Annotated in this window: 13 protein-coding genes; 4 read left to right on the top strand and 9 right to left on the bottom strand. The window is 72.0% G+C overall.

The window, feature by feature from the left end; all coding sequences use genetic code 11:
- The coding region (locus AOK16_RS02440; protein WP_157859075.1) for a GAF domain-containing SpoIIE family protein phosphatase at window positions 1–1,021 on the top strand (1,021 nt) is incomplete at its 5' end.
- 98 nt (window positions 1,022–1,119) lie between these two features.
- Window positions 1,120–2,172, top strand: coding sequence for a LacI family DNA-binding transcriptional regulator (locus AOK16_RS02435; RefSeq protein WP_079100979.1), 1,053 nt, complete (start codon window positions 1,120–1,122; stop codon window positions 2,170–2,172).
- On the opposite strand, the gene AOK16_RS02430 is transcribed toward AOK16_RS02435, so the two are convergent.
- The 7 genes from AOK16_RS02430 to AOK16_RS02400 all read right to left on the bottom strand — a co-directional run bounded on the left by AOK16_RS02430 (window position 2,169) and on the right by AOK16_RS02400 (window position 10,429).
- Window positions 2,169–4,409, bottom strand: a complete 2,241-nt coding sequence (locus AOK16_RS02430; protein WP_055470538.1) for a glycosyl hydrolase family 65 domain-containing protein — start codon at window positions 4,407–4,409, stop codon at window positions 2,169–2,171. The genes AOK16_RS02435 and AOK16_RS02430 overlap by 4 nt on opposite strands.
- Complete coding sequence (locus AOK16_RS02425; RefSeq protein ID WP_055470537.1) at window positions 4,410–5,306, bottom strand: carbohydrate ABC transporter permease; 897 nt, start codon at window positions 5,304–5,306, stop codon at window positions 4,410–4,412.
- Window positions 5,303–6,256 (bottom strand): carbohydrate ABC transporter permease, encoded by a 954-nt coding sequence (locus AOK16_RS02420; RefSeq protein WP_205627615.1) that lies wholly within the window; start codon window positions 6,254–6,256, stop codon window positions 5,303–5,305. The genes AOK16_RS02425 and AOK16_RS02420 overlap by 4 nt, the downstream gene beginning before the upstream one ends.
- 16 nt (window positions 6,257–6,272) lie before the next feature.
- Entirely contained in the window at window positions 6,273–7,664 is a 1,392-nt protein-coding gene (locus AOK16_RS02415) for an ABC transporter substrate-binding protein (protein WP_240483324.1), read from the bottom strand.
- Window positions 7,665–7,902: 238 nt separating this feature from the next.
- A complete protein-coding gene (gene ppk2, locus AOK16_RS02410; protein WP_055470536.1) occupies window positions 7,903–8,742 on the bottom strand; it encodes a polyphosphate kinase 2 in 840 nt (279 codons plus the stop codon).
- Entirely contained in the window at window positions 8,735–9,607 is an 873-nt protein-coding gene (locus AOK16_RS02405) for a universal stress protein (RefSeq protein ID WP_055470535.1), read from the bottom strand. The genes ppk2 and AOK16_RS02405 overlap by 8 nt, the downstream gene beginning before the upstream one ends.
- A 15-nt stretch (window positions 9,608–9,622) precedes the next feature.
- Window positions 9,623–10,429 carry a peptidoglycan-binding protein gene (locus AOK16_RS02400; protein ID WP_157859074.1) on the bottom strand — a complete coding sequence of 269 codons (807 nt, stop codon included), beginning with the start codon at window positions 10,427–10,429 and terminating at the stop codon, window positions 9,623–9,625.
- 214 nt (window positions 10,430–10,643) lie between these two features.
- On the opposite strand from AOK16_RS02400, the gene AOK16_RS02395 reads away from it, so the two are divergent.
- Both AOK16_RS02395 and AOK16_RS02390 read left to right on the top strand, forming a co-directional pair.
- Window positions 10,644–12,314: an amidohydrolase family protein gene (locus AOK16_RS02395; RefSeq protein WP_055470533.1), complete on the top strand. Its 1,671-nt coding sequence runs from the start codon at window positions 10,644–10,646 to the stop codon at window positions 12,312–12,314.
- A 16-nt stretch (window positions 12,315–12,330) separates the two neighbouring features.
- A complete protein-coding gene (locus AOK16_RS02390; protein WP_055470532.1) occupies window positions 12,331–13,833 on the top strand; it encodes a lamin tail domain-containing protein in 1,503 nt (500 codons plus the stop codon).
- Here the strand turns inward: AOK16_RS02390 and AOK16_RS02385 are convergent.
- A complete protein-coding gene (locus AOK16_RS02385) occupies window positions 13,806–15,263 on the bottom strand; it encodes an anhydro-N-acetylmuramic acid kinase (protein WP_055470531.1) in 1,458 nt (485 codons plus the stop codon). The genes AOK16_RS02390 and AOK16_RS02385 overlap by 28 nt on opposite strands.
- Window positions 15,264–15,331: 68 nt before the next feature.
- A complete protein-coding gene (locus AOK16_RS02380) occupies window positions 15,332–16,660 on the bottom strand; it encodes an MFS transporter (protein WP_079100982.1) in 1,329 nt (442 codons plus the stop codon).
- Window positions 16,661–16,686: the final 26 nt, after the last annotated feature.

Here is a 16,686-nt window from a genome sequence, read left to right as displayed (position 1 = left end):
CCCGACCCTGTCCTTCACGCCCGGCGCGCGGGCGATGGCCGCGGGCCGGCCGTGGTTCTTCGAGTCGGCGGAGGAGCTGGACCGCGCCTTCCCGCACCGCGCGGGCATCCACGACGGCATGGCGTCGTGGGCGTTCCTGCCGCTGATCGCCTCCGGCCGCCCCATCGGCACGTGCGTCCTCGGCTATGCCGAGCGCCACCGCTTCACCACCACCGAGCGCGCCGTCCTGACCTCGCTCGGCGGACTGATCGCCCAGGCCCTGGACCGGGCCCGGCTGTACGACAAGAAGCTGGCGCTGGCCCGCGGGCTGCAGGACGGCCTGCTGCCGCACGCCCTCCCTGCCGTGCCGGGCCTGGCGACCGCCGCGCGGTACCTGCCCGGCACGGAGGGCATGGACATCGGCGGCGACTTCTACGACCTCGTACGGCTGCGCCGGGACAGCGCGGCCGCGGTCATCGGCGACGTGCAGGGCCACAACGTCACCGCGGCGGCCCTCATGGGCCAGATCCGGACCGCCGTGCACGCCTACGCGACGGCCGACGCGAGTCCCGGCGAGGTGCTGGCCGGGACCAACCGCCTGCTGGCGGACCTCGATTCGGGGCTCTTCGCCAGCTGCGCCTGCCTGCGCCTGGATCCGTACAACCACGTGGCGCGCCTGGCCAGCGCGGGGCACCCGTACCCGCTGGTCCGCTCCCCCGACGGGACGGTCCGCGCGCTGTCCGCGCCCGGTGGGCTGCTGCTGGGGATCGAGGCGGACAGCGCCTATCCGCAGACCGAGTTCCCGATGCCGCCGGGCACCACGATCGCCCTCTACACCGACGGCCTGATCGAGACCCCGGGTGTCGACCTGGACGAGGCACTGGCGGGCCTGTCCGACGAGTTGGCGCACTCCGGGAACCTGCCGGTGGAGCAGCTCGCGGACACCCTGATCGCCCGCACCCACGCCACGGGCCCCCGCACCGACGACATCGCCCTGCTGCTTTTGCGCGCGGTGCCGGAGGGATCGACAGGCTCTGGTTGAACGATAAAATCCCGTCACCCGGACGTCGGGCTTCCGCCTGGCCGCGGGCGCCGTCACCGTGCCGGGCCGTCGTCGGCACGAGCATCGGGGGACGTGGCGTGGCACTCACATCCGGGCGGGGGCGCCCCGCTCCGGGGGGCTCCGCCACGATCTCGGACGTCGCCGGGGCGGCTGGGGTGTCCCGCCAGACCGTGTCCAACGTCCTCAACGCGCCCCACCGCGTACGGCCGGGGACCCGTGAGCGGGTCGAGCGGGTCATCGCCGAACTCGGGTACCACCCGAACCGGGTGGCGCGTTCGCTGCGGGCCAGTTCGCCCGGGATGGTGGGGTACCGCATCCAGCCGGTGGCCACCGAGTCGGTGGCCGGCATCCACGACCGCTTCCTGCACGCGCTGTCCGAGGCGGGCGAGGCGGGCGACCATCACGTGCTGCTGTTCACGGCGCCGGACATCCAGGGCGAGAGCGAGCGCTGCGCGCACCTGTGGCGTACGGGCGCGGTGAGCGGGGTCGTGCTGTACGACCTGGCGCCGCACGATCCCAGGCCGGCCCAACTGGCCGCCGCGGGCGTGCCGTTCGCGGCCTTCGGGCGTACGGCGTCGAGGGCCGACCGGTACAGCTGGGTCGACGTCGACAACGCGGCGGGGACGGCGGCCGCCGTCGAGCACCTGGTGGGGGCCGGGCACCGGCGGATCGGGTTCCTCGGGTGGCCCGAGGGGTCGAGCGTCGGGGACGCGCGGGCCCGGGGGTGGCTGGCGGCGATGGACAGCCACGGCCTGCTCGCGGCAAGCCACCGGCTCGACGTACGGGGGCCCGACACCGTGTCGAGCGGAACCCGCCTCATGACGGAGCTGCTGGACCGGCCGGAGCCGCCGACGGCGGTCGTCGCGGCGACGGACACCCTGGGGGTGGGGGCGTTCCAGGCCGTGCGAGACCACGGGCTGCGGCCGGGACGCGACGTCGCCCTGGTCGGTTTCGACGACACCCCCGCGGCGGACGCCATCGGCCTGTCCAGCCTGCGCCAACCGATCGAAGCGGTGGGCGGTTTGGTCATGGCCGGCCTCTTCCACTGCATCGCCTCCGGCGGGGTGGCCGTCTCCAGCCGCCTACTGGAACCGGAGCTGATCGTCCGCGTCAGCAGTGCGGCCGGTTAGCGGTGCGGCCAGGCTCTCGGCGTGGGGAAGGTCGCCTTTCCGTCGGGCACCACGGCGTACATGCTGCCGGAGACCTCGACGGGAAGCGCCGCTCCCTGCCTCAACCGGACCGTGGTCACCTCCCGCGCGATGTCGATGTCGAAGACGCGGCCGCGCCAGCGCATGGCGTGGAGGGTGATGCCCGTCAGCTCCTCCGGGAGGATCGGGGACAGCACCACGCGGTCCGCACGCCACCGCAGGCCCGAGTAGCCGTAGAGGAATTCCTGCAGGAAGCCGCCGTGTCCCGTCAGGAAGGTGAACGCCCCTCCGTTGCGGTCCTCCGCGAACTGGTCGAACGGGGGCCGTACGAACGGCTCGACGCTGCGGCGGGTGTGCTCGAACGCCGTCTTCGCGTCGCCCAGTTGGGCGTGAACGATGGAGTGGACCGAGTCCGTCATCGACGGACCGTTCTCATCGGTACGCGAGCCGTAGTACGCCAGGTCGACCCGTGTCACCTCCGCCGGCTGCGGGTGCTCCCAGGGATAGGCCAGCATGACGACGTCGGCCTGCTTGATCTTCTCCCCCTCGTAGCCCGCGAACTCCGGGTGGATTCCCCGGGTTTCGTCGAAGGGGACCACCAGGCCGTCCGCCACCCGCTCCCACTCCGGGTCCGGCGTCTTCCCGAGAACCGCCGCCGCCTCCGCGGCGAACCGGAGCACCGCGCGGGCGGCCACGTTGGTGTAGACGGAGTCGTCGTGCGGGGCCGCGTACTCGTCCGGCGGGATCACGCCGTTGATGTGGTGGCGGCCGTCCTCGCCGGTCTCGGCCCGGCTCGCCCAGAAGTCGGCGATCCCGCGCAGCACGGGCCAGCCCTTCTCGCGCAGCCACCGCTCGTCCCCGCTCGCGAGCCAGAACTGCCAGAAGGCCAGAGCGACATCGGCGCTGATGTGCTGCTCGTAGGTGCCGCAGGGGGCCCACGCGGGGGTGTCCTCGGCGCCGTCGAGGGCGCTCTCCCAGGGGAAGCGGGCGCCCCGGTGACCGCCCGCCTCGGCGTACGCGCGGGCGGCGTCCAGGCGGTCGACCCGGTAGTCGAGGACGCTCTCGGCGATGTCGGGGTACTGGGCGAGCAGGCTTGGCCAGATCCAGGTCTCGGTGTCCCAGAAGACGTGTCCGTTGTAGCCGTCGCTGGAGAGCCCGGCCGGGGACGGCGACCAGGGAAGGCCCGCGCGGACGCTGGTGAGGAGGTAGAACTTGGCGGCCCGCACCTGCCGTTGGAGGCGGGCGTCGCCGCGCACGGCGATGTCGCCCTCCCACTCCCGGTCCCAGGCGCGGCGGTTGTCGGCCGAGAGGGCCGCGTATCCGGCGCGGGCGGCGTCTTCCGCCGCCTCGCGTGCCAAGGACAGCGGATCGTCCCCGTCGTGGCCCGTCGCGATGCCTACGTATTTGGTGAAGGTGTACGACGCGCCGGCCGCTGCCTCGACCGTCAGGGAACGGGTGCCGGAAGCCACTGCCCACTCCCCCGCCGGACCTCGGAGCACGGACACCAGCGCCGCCGGGATCGCGCTCCCCTGGGCCTGTGTCGTCAGCCAGATCAGGCCACCGGACCCGCCGGTCCGCGTGTTCCGCACCCGTGTCGCCGCCCGGGTGTCCAGCGCGTCGGTGACCTCAAGTGGGCCGTTCCAGTGGGGAGTTACGGTCACCGTCACGGCCGCAACGTGCGGGCGGGAGCGGTCGATGAGCAGCTCGTACCGTACGTCGGTGACGCGCCCGGCCGGTGAGGTCCAGCGGGCGGCGGTGGTGACGGCTCCGGTGCGCAGGTCCAGGGACTGCCGGTAGCCGGTGATGCCCCGGGCCGCGGTGGGGAGCGGGTTTCCGACCGGTGCCCAGTCGCCGCCCACCGGGTTCCCACCGGCCTCCTCGCCGGAGGTGCCGGGCGGAGTCTCCGGCGCGAACGCCGCGTTGAACGTGGCGCTCCCCTCCCCCACGTCCAGCGTCGACCAGGCCGGCAGGCCCGCCTTGCGCGACCACTCCCCCTCTCGGCCGGTGTAGAAGCCGGCGACGTGGAACTGGGTGGGCACGGGCGCCTCGGCGTACCCGTTGCCGGCCGCCGGAACCCGCGCCCCCGCACAGCCGTTGCCGGTGAACGTGGGGTGGTAGTCATGCACCGGGTCGTCGGTGGTGAGCACCCACTCGTCCGGGGCAAGGGCCGGGGCCGCGGCGGAAGGTCCGGAGGGGGTACGGCGCGAGGGTGCGGGCACTTACTTCAGTCCTCCTGCGGTGAGTCCGTCGACGATCCTGCGCTGGAAGAAGAGCACGGCGAGCACCAGCGGCAGCGTCACCACGACCCCGGCCGCCATCTGCGTACCGAAGGGCTGGTCGTACTTGTACTGCCCGGTGAACAGCGAAACGATCACGTTGGCGGTCATCATGCCGCGGTCGTTGACCACGCTCACCGCGATGAGGAACTCGTTCCAGGCGCAGATGAAGACGAGGATCGCCGTGGTGAACACGCCTGGCGCGGCGAGCGGGAGGACGACCTTGCGGAAGGCCTGGGCGGGCGTGCAGCCGTCCACCTGGGCGGCCTTCTCCAGCTCGGCGGGCATCTGTCGGAAGAACGCGGTGAGGTTCCACACGGCCAGTGGCAGGGCGAAGCTCATGCTGGGCACGATCATCGCCTGGTAGGTGTTGATCCAGCCCGCGTCCGTGAAGAGTTCGAGCAGCGGTACGACGAGGGTGATCGGCGGGAACATCGACGCGGCAATGACGAGCGTGAGGATCAGGGTTTTGCCGCGGAACTGCAGCCGCGCCAGCGCGTATCCGGCGCTGATCGCCACGATCAGCGTGATGACCGTGGTCGTCCCGGCGACGACCAGGCTGTTGGCCAGGGCGCGGGCGAAGCCGTTGCGCGCGTCGAAGGCCGCGGCGTAGTTGTCGAAGGAGATCGGCGCCGGGAGCGGGGCGTTGGAGAACTGGTCGGTGGGTCGGCGGAGGCTGGAGACCACCATCCAGAAGAAGGGCGCGAGGCAGTAGAGGACGATGACGCCGATGCCGGCGCGCCGGGCCAACGCCGAGCCGCTCCATCGGCGGCGCCGGGCGGCGCGTACGGGGTCGGCCGCGCCGTGAACTCCCGCTTCCGCAGGGGTGGTTGTGCTCATTCCGGCCTCCCGGTGCCCCGGCCGATCAGGTCGGCGCCGAACAGCTTGACGAAGGCGAAGGACACGGCTGCGATGTAGAGGAACAGCACGGTCGCGTAGGCGGCGGCGGTGCCGAACCGCAGGTTGGTCATCTCCTGGAAGGCGATCATCGACAGCGTCTCGACGGAGTGTTTGCGCGGGCCCACCAGCACGTAGGGCAGGTCGAACATGCGCAGGACGTCGAGCAGCCGGAAGAGCACGGCGACCACGAGGGCCGGGCGGACCAGCGGCAGGGTGATGCGCCAGAACGCGCGCCAGGGCGAGGCGCCGTCGACCCGCGCCGCCTCGTACAGCTCACCGGGGATGATCTGGAGCCCGGCGAGGACGAGGAGCCCGATGAAGGGGGCGGTCTTCCAGGTGTCGGCGATGACCACGGACAGCCAGGCCTGGAAGCCCTCGCTGCTCCACAGCACCTTGGCGCCGAGCAGTTCGTTGGCGACGCCCTGGCTGTTGAAGATCCATTTCCAGAGGAGGCCGGAGATGGCCGTCGGGATGGCCCAGGGGACGAGGATCGCGGCGCGCACCAGCCCTCGTCCGCGGAAGGCCCGGTGCATCACCAATGCCATGGCCACGCCGATCAGTACCTCGATGGCGACCGAGACGAGCGCGAAGGAGGTGGTGTTCCACCAGGGTCGCAGGAAACGCTCCCCGGTGAAGACGGCCGCGTAGTTGTCCAGGCCGTACGAGGTGGTGGTCACCTTGAACCCGGTCTGCGGGTCGATGGACTCGCTGGAGACCTGGAAGGAGAGCCGGAAGGCCGCCAGCACGGGGTAGGCGGCGACCAGGCCGAGGACGAGCAGCGTCGGCGAGAGGAGCGCGGCGGCCAGCCGGCCGGTCCCGGCCCGGCGCAAGGTGCGCGCGGGCCGGGGCGCGGCGTCGGGCTGCGGCGCCGCCGAGGTGAGGGCGGTCACGGGCGGGTGCCGCCGCTTACTTCTCTGCGATCGCGGCGGAGAGGTTCCGCTGCATCTCGGCCAGCGCGGCGTCCACGGACGTGGACCCGTTCAGCGCGGCGGCGGCGCTCTCCTGGATGGCCGCGGTGGCGTCCCCGTACTGGACGACGGCGGGGCGCGGGGTGGCGTTGGTCAGCGAGGTCTTGAGCGTGTCCAGGTAGGGGAACTGCTTGCGGAGTTCGGGGTCGTCGTAGAGGTCGGTGTAGGGCGGGGCGGCCGAGCTGGCCTTCAGGTTGGTGCGGGCGTTGGCCTCGTTGGAGAAGAACTTGATGAAGTCCAGCGCCGTGGCCTTGTTCTTGGCGAACTTGCTGACGGCCAGGTCGAGTCCGCCGAGGGAGGAGGTGCCGGGGCCCTCGAGGCCCGGCAGCGGGGCGACGCCGAACTTGCCGGCGACCTTGCTGGAGCCGTCCTTGGCGCCCGCCAGGGCCCACTGGTAGGGCCACTGGCGGTGGAAGACGAGCTTGCCGGACTGGAAGGCGCGGCGGCCGTCCTCCTCCTGGAAGGTGGAGGACTCCTTGGGGAAGGTGCCGTCCTTGAATCCCTCGGCGAGGAACCGCAGGCCCTGTTTGGCGGCCGGGGTGTCGACGGTTGCCTTGCCGCGGGCGTCCACGACGGTGCCGCCGGCCGAGGCGACGGCCTCGGAGAAGTTGACGGTCAGGCCCTCGTACTTGTCGAACTGGCCCGCGTAGCAGTCGACGCCCTTGCCCTCGGGAAGTTCGGCGACCTTCGCGCAGGTCTCCTTCATCTCCTTCCAGGTGGTGGGCGGCTTCGCGCCGGCCTTGTCCAGCAGGTCCTCGCGGTAGAAGAGCAGCCCGGCGTTGGTGTTGTACGGGATGGCGTACTGCTTGTTGAAGTACTGGCCGGTCTTGACGACGGCCGGGAGCATCTTGTCGAGCGGGAACTTGTCGGCGGGGAGCTGGTCCACCCACTGGTTGGCGGCGAACTCGGCGACCCAGATGGGGTCGAGGTTGAGGACCGTGTAGGCGTCGGACCTGGTCTGGGCGTTCTGGATGAACTGCTGGCGCTGCTGGTCGGCGCTCTCGGGCAGTTCGACGAGGGTGACCTTCTCGTCGGGGTGGGACTTGTTCCACCGGTCGAGCTGGCCCTGAATGGTGCGGGTGGTGTCCTTGCCGGTGGCCAGGGTGATGGGGCCGCGGCCCTTGAACTCGGCGGGGCTGCCCGCCGACGGCTCCTGCTCGGAGTCGGAGCCGCAGCCGGCGAGCGCCGTGGCGAGCAGTGCGGCCGAGGCCGCGACGGCCCAGGTGCGCGCCGGGGCGGGAACACCCCGCCTGCGCACCCTGGGGTCTGCGTGGGCCCGGAGGCCGGGCTCTGTGCCGCACTCCCCGCGGCTCATCTGCGACGAACTCACCCTGTTCCTCCTACCGTTCACGCGGCTGTTGTCCGGGCGGCGGCGAACGTCCCTTCGCGCGCTGCCCGTTGCGGCGATTTGATCGTTCAAGATGGGCCCTCGGCACGGCCGCGTCAACCCTTGGGGGTGGTCTTGCGGCCAAACCGAGACCAGGTCATGTGCCGGCGATGAGAGGGGCGTTGGTGCACGGCACCGGTGGCGTGCACCATGACCGGCCGGAGGGGCTGGGGTGGTCCGGCTAGATGTGGCCGAGCGTGGCGGCGTGGTCCGGCACGTACGTCTGGAGGTCCTTCGGCGGGCGCTGGTAGCCGGTGGACTCCGGGCGGGGCGGCAGGGTCAGCTCCGCCGGTCCGACCTCCCCGTACGGCACGGTCGACAGCAGGTGGGCGATCATGTTGACGCGGGCGGCGCGCTTGTCGTCGCTCTCGACGACGTACCAGGGCGCCTCCGGGATGTCGGTGTGCGCGAACATCGCGTCCTTGGCACGGGAGTACGCCTCCCACCGGCTGATGGACTCCAGGTCCATGGCCGAGAGCTTCCAGCGCTTGGTGGGGTCGCCGAGCCGCTTGCGGAACCGCCGCTCCTGCTCGGCGTCGCTCACCGAGAACCAGTACTTGCGCAGCAGGATCCCGTCCTCGACCAGCATCCGCTCGTACTGCGGGCACTGGCGCAGGAAGCGGTCGTACTCCTCGTCGGTGCAGAAGCCCATGACGCGCTCCACGCCGGCGCGGTTGTACCAGCTGCGGTCGAACAGCACGATCTCGCCCGCGGCAGGGAGGTGTTCGACGTACCGCTGGAAGTACCACTGCGTCCGTTCGCGCTCGGTGGGCACCGGCAGGGCGGCGATGCGGGCGACGCGCGGATTGAGGTGTTCGGTGACGCGCTTGATCGTGCCGCCCTTGCCGGCGGCGTCGCGGCCCTCGAAGACCACGACGAGGCGGGCGCCCTCGGCGCGAATCCACTCCTGGAGCTTGACGAGTTCGGTCTGGAGCCGGAACAGCTCGCGCTCGTACGGCTTCCGGGCGAGCCGTACACGTTCTTCCGCCCGGCCGCCTTCCGCCCGGCCGCCGCTAGTCATGGGGCACGACCGCGATGGGGCAGTGGGCGTGGTGGAGGACCGCGTACGCGACGTGGCCGAGGCGGGTGGCGAGGGCGGGGTGCTCCGTGCGGCGGCCGACGGCCAGGAGGCGGGCGCGGGTGGCGGCCGTCAGCAGGACCTCGGTGGCGCTGCCGAGTTCCACGTGCTCGACCACCGGCACGTCGGGGAACTTCTCCCGCAACGGCCGGAGGGTCTCGGCCAGGGCCCTGCGCTCGTGGGCCTCGATGCCGCCGTCCTCGTCCATCTGCCGCAGGGCCTCCGGGCTGTGGGCGAAGAGCGGCGGCAGGCGCCAGGCCCGTACCGCGCGCAGCGGCAGGCGCCGGGCCGCGGCCGCGGTGAACGCGAAGTCGAGGAGGGCGCCCGCCGGTTCGCCGGTGGCCTGCACCCCCACCACGACCTCGTCCCCGGCCCGGTCCGGCTCCCGCAGGCTCTCCTTGCGCACCAGGACGACCGGGCAGGCGGCCCGGCTCAGCACCCGCAGCCCGACGGAGCCGAGGAGGAAGCCGGTCACGGCCCCGTGCCCGCGCGAGCCGAGCACGAGCGCCTCGGCTCGCTCGCCGCGCTCCAGAAGGGCGGCGACGGGGGGCTCGTGCACCTGCTCGGCGGAGATCGAGAGGTCCGGGTGGCGCGCCGAGAGGTCCGCCTCCGCTTCGCGGAGGATGCGCAGCGCCCAGTGCCTGCGGACCTCGGGCTCCATGGCGGTGCGCGCCGTGGGGGCCTCCATGGCCCAGGCGTGGACGAGGTGCAGCGGGAGGCGGCGCAGTGTCGCCTCCCGCGCCGCCCACTCGGCGGCGGCCCGGCTCTCGGTGGAGCCGTCGAGTCCGGTGGTGATGGGGCGCGGCATCGGGTCTTCCCGGTGTCAGGCCTGGGGTGCGTGTTCGCCGAGCGACGCCCAGGTGAGTTCGGCGACCACTGCGGTCACCGGGAAGCCGCCGGAGTTGGGGAGGTTGTTCTCGCCCTGTTGAAAGGCCTTCACCGCGTCCTCCGTCTCGTGGTCGAAGAACCCCTGGATGAAGGAGCCGGGGGTCAGCAGATCGAGGCGGCCGGGCCGGAACATCCGCTGGAGGACCCCAACGTTGTCGGCGCTGCCGAAGTCCTGGTCCCCGAGGCTCAGTTGCGGGCGGTTTCCGGGAATGGGAAGGAAAAGGGTCTTCGGGTCGCTGGCCGGTGGCTCGGCGGAGACCGCGGCATTGCGGAACAGCCCGCGGTCGACCGCGTTCCTCTTCACCAGTCCCGATCCCGCCATGTTGCAGTCCCTGGCCGCGGCAAACCAGTTGCGCCCCGCGACGGCCGTACGGAAGTTGGGGAACTTGGGTGGCCGCAAGCCGTTGACCCCCAGCCCCCAGGCCATGCTGAGCAGTCCCATCTGGGCGTCCGCGGGCCAGTCGGGGAATCCGGGGAAGAACGTGGTCAGCGCGGTCTCGTTGCTCTTCAGCCGGGAGGTCAGCAGGTTGTCGATCCCGGCTCCGCTGAGGTGCAACTGCGCTGCCCCGCTCGCGGTCTTGACGCGGTTCCACTCGTCCTTGACCTCGGCGTCGGTCGCGGCGGTGTTGGTGCCGTTGCGGAGCGGCGGCGAGGACGAGCCGACGAGGGCGAGCGCGTCCCCCAGCGGATCGATCTTGCATCCGATGCCGATGGTGACCAGTCCCAGCGAATCGAGATACATGTGGTCGACTCTGCCCTCCAGGCGTGTGGAGAAGGCGGGGAAACTGTCGCGCACGGAATCCCACATGAGGAACTCGGCTCTCTTGGAAGGGAAATACCGGGAATTCCCCCCTCTCTTCGCATGGTAACGCCGGCGGGCGTTTGGCCCGGAAGAGCCGGGTACTCGGTGGGGGTCCGCACCGGCGGAGGGGCTCCGCACCGGCGGAAGGGCTCTCATGCCTCCGATAGACACCCTGGACGGCCCGAGATTCGCGCTACGCGGCCGCGTCGTGACGATGAACGCCCGCGACTCGGTTCTAGAGGACGGCGTCCTCTATATCGATCGGGGAGTCATCGACGCCGTACTCCCCGCGATCGCGGCACCGCCCGAGGGTTACGAGGACGTGGTGCCGGCCGAGTCCGGTGGGACGCTCTATCCGGGCCTCATCGAGCTGCACAACCATCTGGCGTACGACGTGCTCGAGTTGTGGCAGGTGCCGCGGAGGTTCACCAACCGCTCGCAGTGGGGCGGCAGCTCGAACCCGGACTACGGCCGCCTGGTGACGGGCCCGATGCAGGTGCTCGGCAGGGACCCGGAGGCGATGCCCGCGGTGGTGCGGTATGTCGAGGCGAAGGCGCTGGTCAACGGGACCACCACGTCCCAGGGGATCGCCCTGTTCAGCAACGCCGGTTCCCGCCGCATGTACCGGGGCGTCGTCCGCAACATCGAGGCCACCGACGATCCGGCGCTGCCGGAGGCCAAGTCCCGCATCGCCGACGTGGAGGCGGCCGACGCGCGGCGGTTCCTGGCCCGTCTGCAGGGGCCCAACCGGCTCTTCCTGCACCTGGCCGAGGGCGTCGACGCCCGCGCCCGCAAGCACTTCCTGGCCCTCGAATTCGAGCCGGGGCGCTGGGCGATCACCGACAACCTGGTGGGCATCCACTGCGCCGCGCTGACCGCCGAGGACTTCGGCGTGCTGGCCGGGCACGGCGGTTCCATGGTGTGGTCGCCGCTGTCCAATCTGCTGCTGTACGGCGGCACGGCGGACATCGCGGCCGCGAAGGCGGCGGGCCTGCTCATCGGGCTGGGCTCGGACTGGTCGGTGTCGGGCAGCAAGGGGCTGCTCGGAGAGCTCAAGGCCGCGCGGCTCGCCGCCGACCTGGCCGCGGAGCGCGACCCCACCCGCGGCGGTCCCGTCCTCTCCGATCGGGAGCTGGTCGTCATGGCCACCCGGGACGCGGCGCGGATCCTGCGCTGGGACCGCGTACTGGGCTCCCTGGAACCGGGGAAGCGCGCCGACCTGATCGCCGTCGCGGGCGCCGCGGGCGACCCGTACGGCGCGCTGGTCGGGGCCCGCGATGTGGACATCACGCTGGTGGCTGTCGACGGGGTGCCCCGCTACGGCACCACCCGGCTCATGGAGGCACTGACGCCCGACCCGGGCGACCTGGAGTTCCTCGCCAAGCAGGCGCCCCAGGACCGCGCGGTGCAGCTGCGCCAGGCTTCCGCCGACCCCGTCGTCGCCGGCCTCACGCTCGCCGATGCCGCCGACCGCCTCACCGCCGCTCTGGCGACGCTGCCGGCCCGGGCCGCCCGGGAGCGGGACGCCGGGACAGCGCTCGGAGGCCCCATCGGCTCCACTCCCCGCTGGAACCTCGCGCTCGACGAGATCCAGTCCACGGGCAGTGAGCTCCGCCACCGGCTCCCCCTCCCTCACTCCGCGGCGCGCACCCCCAGCGGCCCCGTGATCGACGCGGCGGGCGAGGTCGCGGAGGAGGACGTCTCCGACGCCTTGGAGCTGGACGCGCTCACCGCCGCCCTCCACCCGGACTTCCTGGAGTCGCTCAGGACGCAGGTCAACCTGCCGCCGTCCTACGGCACCCGGCTCTCCGGGCTTCTGACCTGACCTTCGGGAGGACACCATGGCTCAGCAGGACGTCACGATCCGCAAGATCCTGGTCGACCCCGGCATCGGCACGGACCCCACCTCCGAGGTCGTCCAGCTGCACAACGACGGCGACTCCGACGTCGATCTGACCGGCTGGGTGCTCAAGGACACCCGCACCCACGCCGAATTCCCGTACACCTTCCGGTTCCCGCACGTCGTCCTCAACCCGGACGACGACATCAGCGTCCACACCGGCACGGGGACGGACGACCCGCACCACCTCTTCTGGGGCATGGCGAACGCCGTGTGGAACAACTCCGGTGACGAGGCGCTGCTCATCGACGCCTCCGGTGGCGAGGTGGACCGCAAGGCGTGGGACAGCAAACCCCCGGCCGGCCTGATCTTCGACACGGGTCCGATCGCCCGGGAGATCGCCCAGCACGCCCAGGCGGTGGGCTTCGGGTCGCCGGCCGGACCGGTGCGGTGGAACACCTTCGCCGGGCGCGAGTTGTTCTGGCAGGAGTTCCAGGGCCGCGACAGCGCCATCTTCCACTCCGGATACGCGAGCCCCGAGTTCCCCGAGAAGAGCATCCACGAGGTGCCCGCCCCCATCTACGGCAAGTACGACGACCTCGGCGGGGCGAAGGCCCTGGGCATGCCGCTGACCGGAAAGAAGCGGGTTCCGGGGAGTACGGCGTTCTTCAACGACTTCAGGGACGGCTCGATCTACTTCCACGAGGAGTTCGGCGTCCACTTCATGGGCACTGCCATCCGCGACAAGTGGCGTGAGCGCGGCGGGGCCACCGGGCCCTTCGGCCTGCCCGTGGACGACGAGCGCGTCGAGCAGGGCACGGATCTGCGCTACGTCGACTTCGACGACGGCAGCGTGTGGCAGACCGAGAACGGCGTCCGGGCCATGCAGGGCATCCGCATCGACTGCGTGGGGTTCCACTGCTTCGGAGAGGACTCCAGCTTCGACGAAGGCGCCTCGGACGAGGTCTACTTCACGGTGGAGGCCTCCCCGCTGCAGCGCCCCTCACGCCCGGAGAACCACTTCAACGACTCGACGTGGTTCACGGTCCTGCCCACCAACCGGGTCGCGTACGAGAACGTGGACGCCGGCGAGACCATCACGGAGCAGCAGGCCGTGTTCTGGACCCGGCCCACCCCGTTCACGCTGAACGTGGTCGGCTTCGAGCACGACTTCGGCGACCCCAACGCGCTGCGCGCCGAGATCCAGGGGGTCGTGGCGAGCATCGGCCTGGTGGGGGCGGTCGCCTTCCCCGCCGCGTCGGCGGTCTTCCTCAACCCCGTGATCCAGCAGACGGTGGCGAGCGCGGTCAACGCCCTGCTGGACACCGATGACGACGTCATCCAGGCGGGGCACTGGAGCGTCGGCACCCGGCGGGCGCTGCTGGACCTCATCGACGGCCCGGCGCAGGAGGAGTTCGGCCTCCAGCACCACCAGCGGATCATGCTCGACGACGAGGGCGATCCGCAGGAGCAGATCTACTTCCGCCTCTCGGTGACCGAGTAGCCCGTGCCCGAGTAGCCGCCGCCCGCCGCGATCTCCAGCCGCACCGGCGCCCGTTCCGGCGCCGGTGGCAGCCGCAGGCCCGCGCGGCCCGGGGTGATCGAGCCGAGAACGCTGGGGTGGCGGGCGCCCGTGCAGGTCGGGAGGGTGGCCGGGAGGCCGTGGAGGGTGAGGTAGCCGAGGACGGCGAAGGCGTAGGCCTCCTTGGCGGCGGAGGGCAGGCCGAGTTCGTCCGAGGTGCGGACCGGGACGCCGTCGAGTTCCTTGCGCAGCAAGGCCATCAAGGTCGGGTTGCGGGTGCCGCCGCCGGAGGCGATGACCTCGGTGGCACCGACCGAGCGGGCCGCGTCGGCGACCGTACGGGCCGTGAGGAGCGTGAGGCTCTCGATCACGTCCTCGGGGCGGAGGTCCCCGCGCCCGGCGAGGGCGGCGCGGAGGTACGGGAGGTGGAACTGCTCCTTGCCCGTGGTCTTCGGCGGGGGCTTCGCGTAGTACGGGTCGTCCAGCAGGTGTTCGAGGAGTGCGGCGTCGACCCGGCCGCGGGCGGCGAGGGCGCCGTCCACGTCGTACGCGCTGCCGCCGCCCGTCAGGTCCTGGACAGCGGCGTCGAGCAGGGCGTTGGCGGGGCCGGTGTCGAAGGCGAGGGGGTCGGCCGGCGGGTCGGCCGATGCTCCGTCGGCGGGCGGGGCACCGGACGCCCCGACGACGACCGGCTCGGCTGGTTCGCCGTCGGCGGGCGAGGCGATGGGGCTTCCCCCGGTGGGCCGGGCACCGGCTGGGGCGTTGGTCCGGTCATCGGCCTCCGCGGTGGCGGAAGCGACCGTGATGTCGGCGATGCCGCTCTCGGCGGGCTGGGCATCGGCCGAGGCGTCGGCCCGGTTGCCGGCGTCCGCGGCGCCGGGAGCGACCGTGATGTTGGCGATGCCGCCCAGGTTCAGGGCTACCGGAACGCCTGGCCGCCCGCGCAGCCACAGCGCGTCCACGAGGCTCACCAGTGGCGCCCCCTGGCCCCCGGCGGCCACGTCGCGGGGGCGCAGGTCGGAGACGACCGGGCGGCCGAGCTCCTCGGCGATCCACGCGGGCTGCCCGATCTGGAGCGTGCCGTGGACCCGGCCGTTCTCGGTCCAGTGGTAGACGGTCTGCCCGTGGGAGACCACCAACTCGGCCAGGCCACCGCACAGTTCACGGTCGGCGCGGGCGGCGACCGCCGCGAAGGCCTGGCCGATGCGGGTGTCGAGCGCGCACACCTCCCGCAGCGTGGTCGGGGCCGGCGGCAGCGCGGCCGCCAGCGCTGCGCGCAGTTCGTCGTCGTACGCCTCGCTGACCAGGCCGAGCGGGGTCAGGACGAGGCTGTCCCCCTCGATGGCCAGGTCGGCCGCGGCGGCGTCCACCGCGTCGTACGACGTGCCCGACATCAGACCGATCACGCGCATGCGCACAGGCCCTCCCTCGCCGTTCAGTTCAGTTCCGGTCAGTTCCGGTCAGGCCCGCTTAGTTCCGCTTAGTTCCGGAGCGCGCGGCGGTGGTCGTCGCCGCGCAGGGTCAGCAGTGCCGGAACGCTCAGAGCACAGGTCACGACGGCGTAGTACGCGGGGATGTCCACATTGCCGGTGTCCTCGATCAGTTCGGTGATGATGAGGCCCGCGCAGCCGGAGAAGACGGCGTTGGACAGCGCGTACGCCAGGCCGAGTCCGGTGTAGCGGGCGCGGGTGGGGAACATCTCGGCGAGCATCGCCGGCCCTGGCCCCGCCATCAGGCCGACGACGGCGCCCGCCGCGAACACCGACAGGCCCTTGGCGGGGGTCGAGGCGCCCGGGTCCTGCAACAGGTTGAGCAGCGGGAACGCCAGGACCGCCACCAGCACCGCGCCGGAGGTCATCACCGCGCGCCTGCCGAGGCGGTCGCTGAGCAGGCCCGCCGGGATGATGGACGCGGCAAAGCCCAGGTTGGCCAGGACCGTGGCGACCAGGGCCTGTTGGAAGGTGGCGTTGAGGGTGGTCTGGAGGTAGGAGGGCATCACGACGAGGAAGGTGTAGCCCGCCGCGGCCCATCCCATGATCCGCCCGGCACCGAGGAGGATCGCCTTCACGACATCCGCGGTACGGGGCGAGGCCGCGCCGTCGCCGACGGCAGAGTCGGCAGGGTCGGCAGGGTCGGCAGAGAAGGAAGCGGGGGCAGCGACGGCAGCGGGGGCACTTTCGGTCACCCGTTCTATCTCCCGGAAGGCCGGTGTCTCCGCCAGCCGCAGCCGCAGCCACAGGGCGGCCAGCCCCATCGGCAGCGTCAGCAGGAACGGCACCCGCCAGCCCCACGCGCCGAGTTGCTCCTCGCTGAGCACGGTGGCCAGCAGGGCGGCCGTGCCCGCGCCGGTGAGCAGCCCGAGCGCGACGGTGAAGGACTGCCACGCCCCGTACAGCCCGCGCCGCCCCGCCGGGGCGAACTCGGCCATGATGGACACCGCTCCCCCGAACTCCCCACCCGCGGAAAGCCCTTGGACGGCTCGCAGCAGTGTCAGCAGCCAGGGCGCGGCCGCGCCGAGCGTGGCGTAGGAGGGCAGCAGGCCGATGAGCGTGGTTGCGGCGGTCATCAGCAGGATGACGAGGATGAGGGTGGGACGGCGGCCGATCCGGTCGCCCACGCGGCCGAACAGCGCGGCGCCGATCGGCCGGAAGAAGAAGGCGAGTGCGAAGGACGCGTACGTCTTGATGAGTGCCTCGGCGTCGCCGCCGCCGTCGGGGGTGAAGAAGGTGGCGGCGATGATGGTGGCGAAGTAGCCGTAGACGCCGAACTCGTACCACTCGATGAGGTTGCCGACCGAGCCGGCGACCAGCGCCCCGCGCGGGCCCGCGCCGGTCG

The organism is Streptomyces pathocidini, from assembly GCF_001418495.1.
Taxonomy (GTDB): Bacteria; Actinomycetota; Actinomycetes; order Streptomycetales; family Streptomycetaceae; genus Streptomyces; species Streptomyces pathocidini.
Note: the sequence above shows the minus strand (reverse complement) of the source record. Positions and strands in the feature narration are given on the sequence as shown.

Excerpts from the sequence above, each read along its gene's own strand:
- AOK16_RS02425 (WP_055470537.1), bottom strand. The coding sequence starts at position 5,306 with ATGAGCACAACCACCCCTGCGGAAGCGGGAGTTCACGGCGCGGCCGAC.
- ppk2 (WP_055470536.1), bottom strand. The coding sequence starts at position 8,742 with ATGACTAGCGGCGGCCGGGCGGAAGGCGGCCGGGCGGAAGAACGTGTA.
- AOK16_RS02405 (WP_055470535.1), bottom strand. The coding sequence starts at position 9,607 with ATGCCGCGCCCCATCACCACCGGACTCGACGGCTCCACCGAGAGCCGG.
- AOK16_RS02400 (WP_157859074.1), bottom strand. The coding sequence starts at position 10,429 with ATGTATCTCGATTCGCTGGGACTGGTCACCATCGGCATCGGATGCAAG.
- AOK16_RS02395 (WP_055470533.1), top strand. The coding sequence starts at position 10,644 with ATGCCTCCGATAGACACCCTGGACGGCCCGAGATTCGCGCTACGCGGC.
- AOK16_RS02390 (WP_055470532.1), top strand. The coding sequence starts at position 12,331 with ATGGCTCAGCAGGACGTCACGATCCGCAAGATCCTGGTCGACCCCGGC.
- AOK16_RS02385 (WP_055470531.1), bottom strand. The coding sequence starts at position 15,263 with ATGCGCGTGATCGGTCTGATGTCGGGCACGTCGTACGACGCGGTGGAC.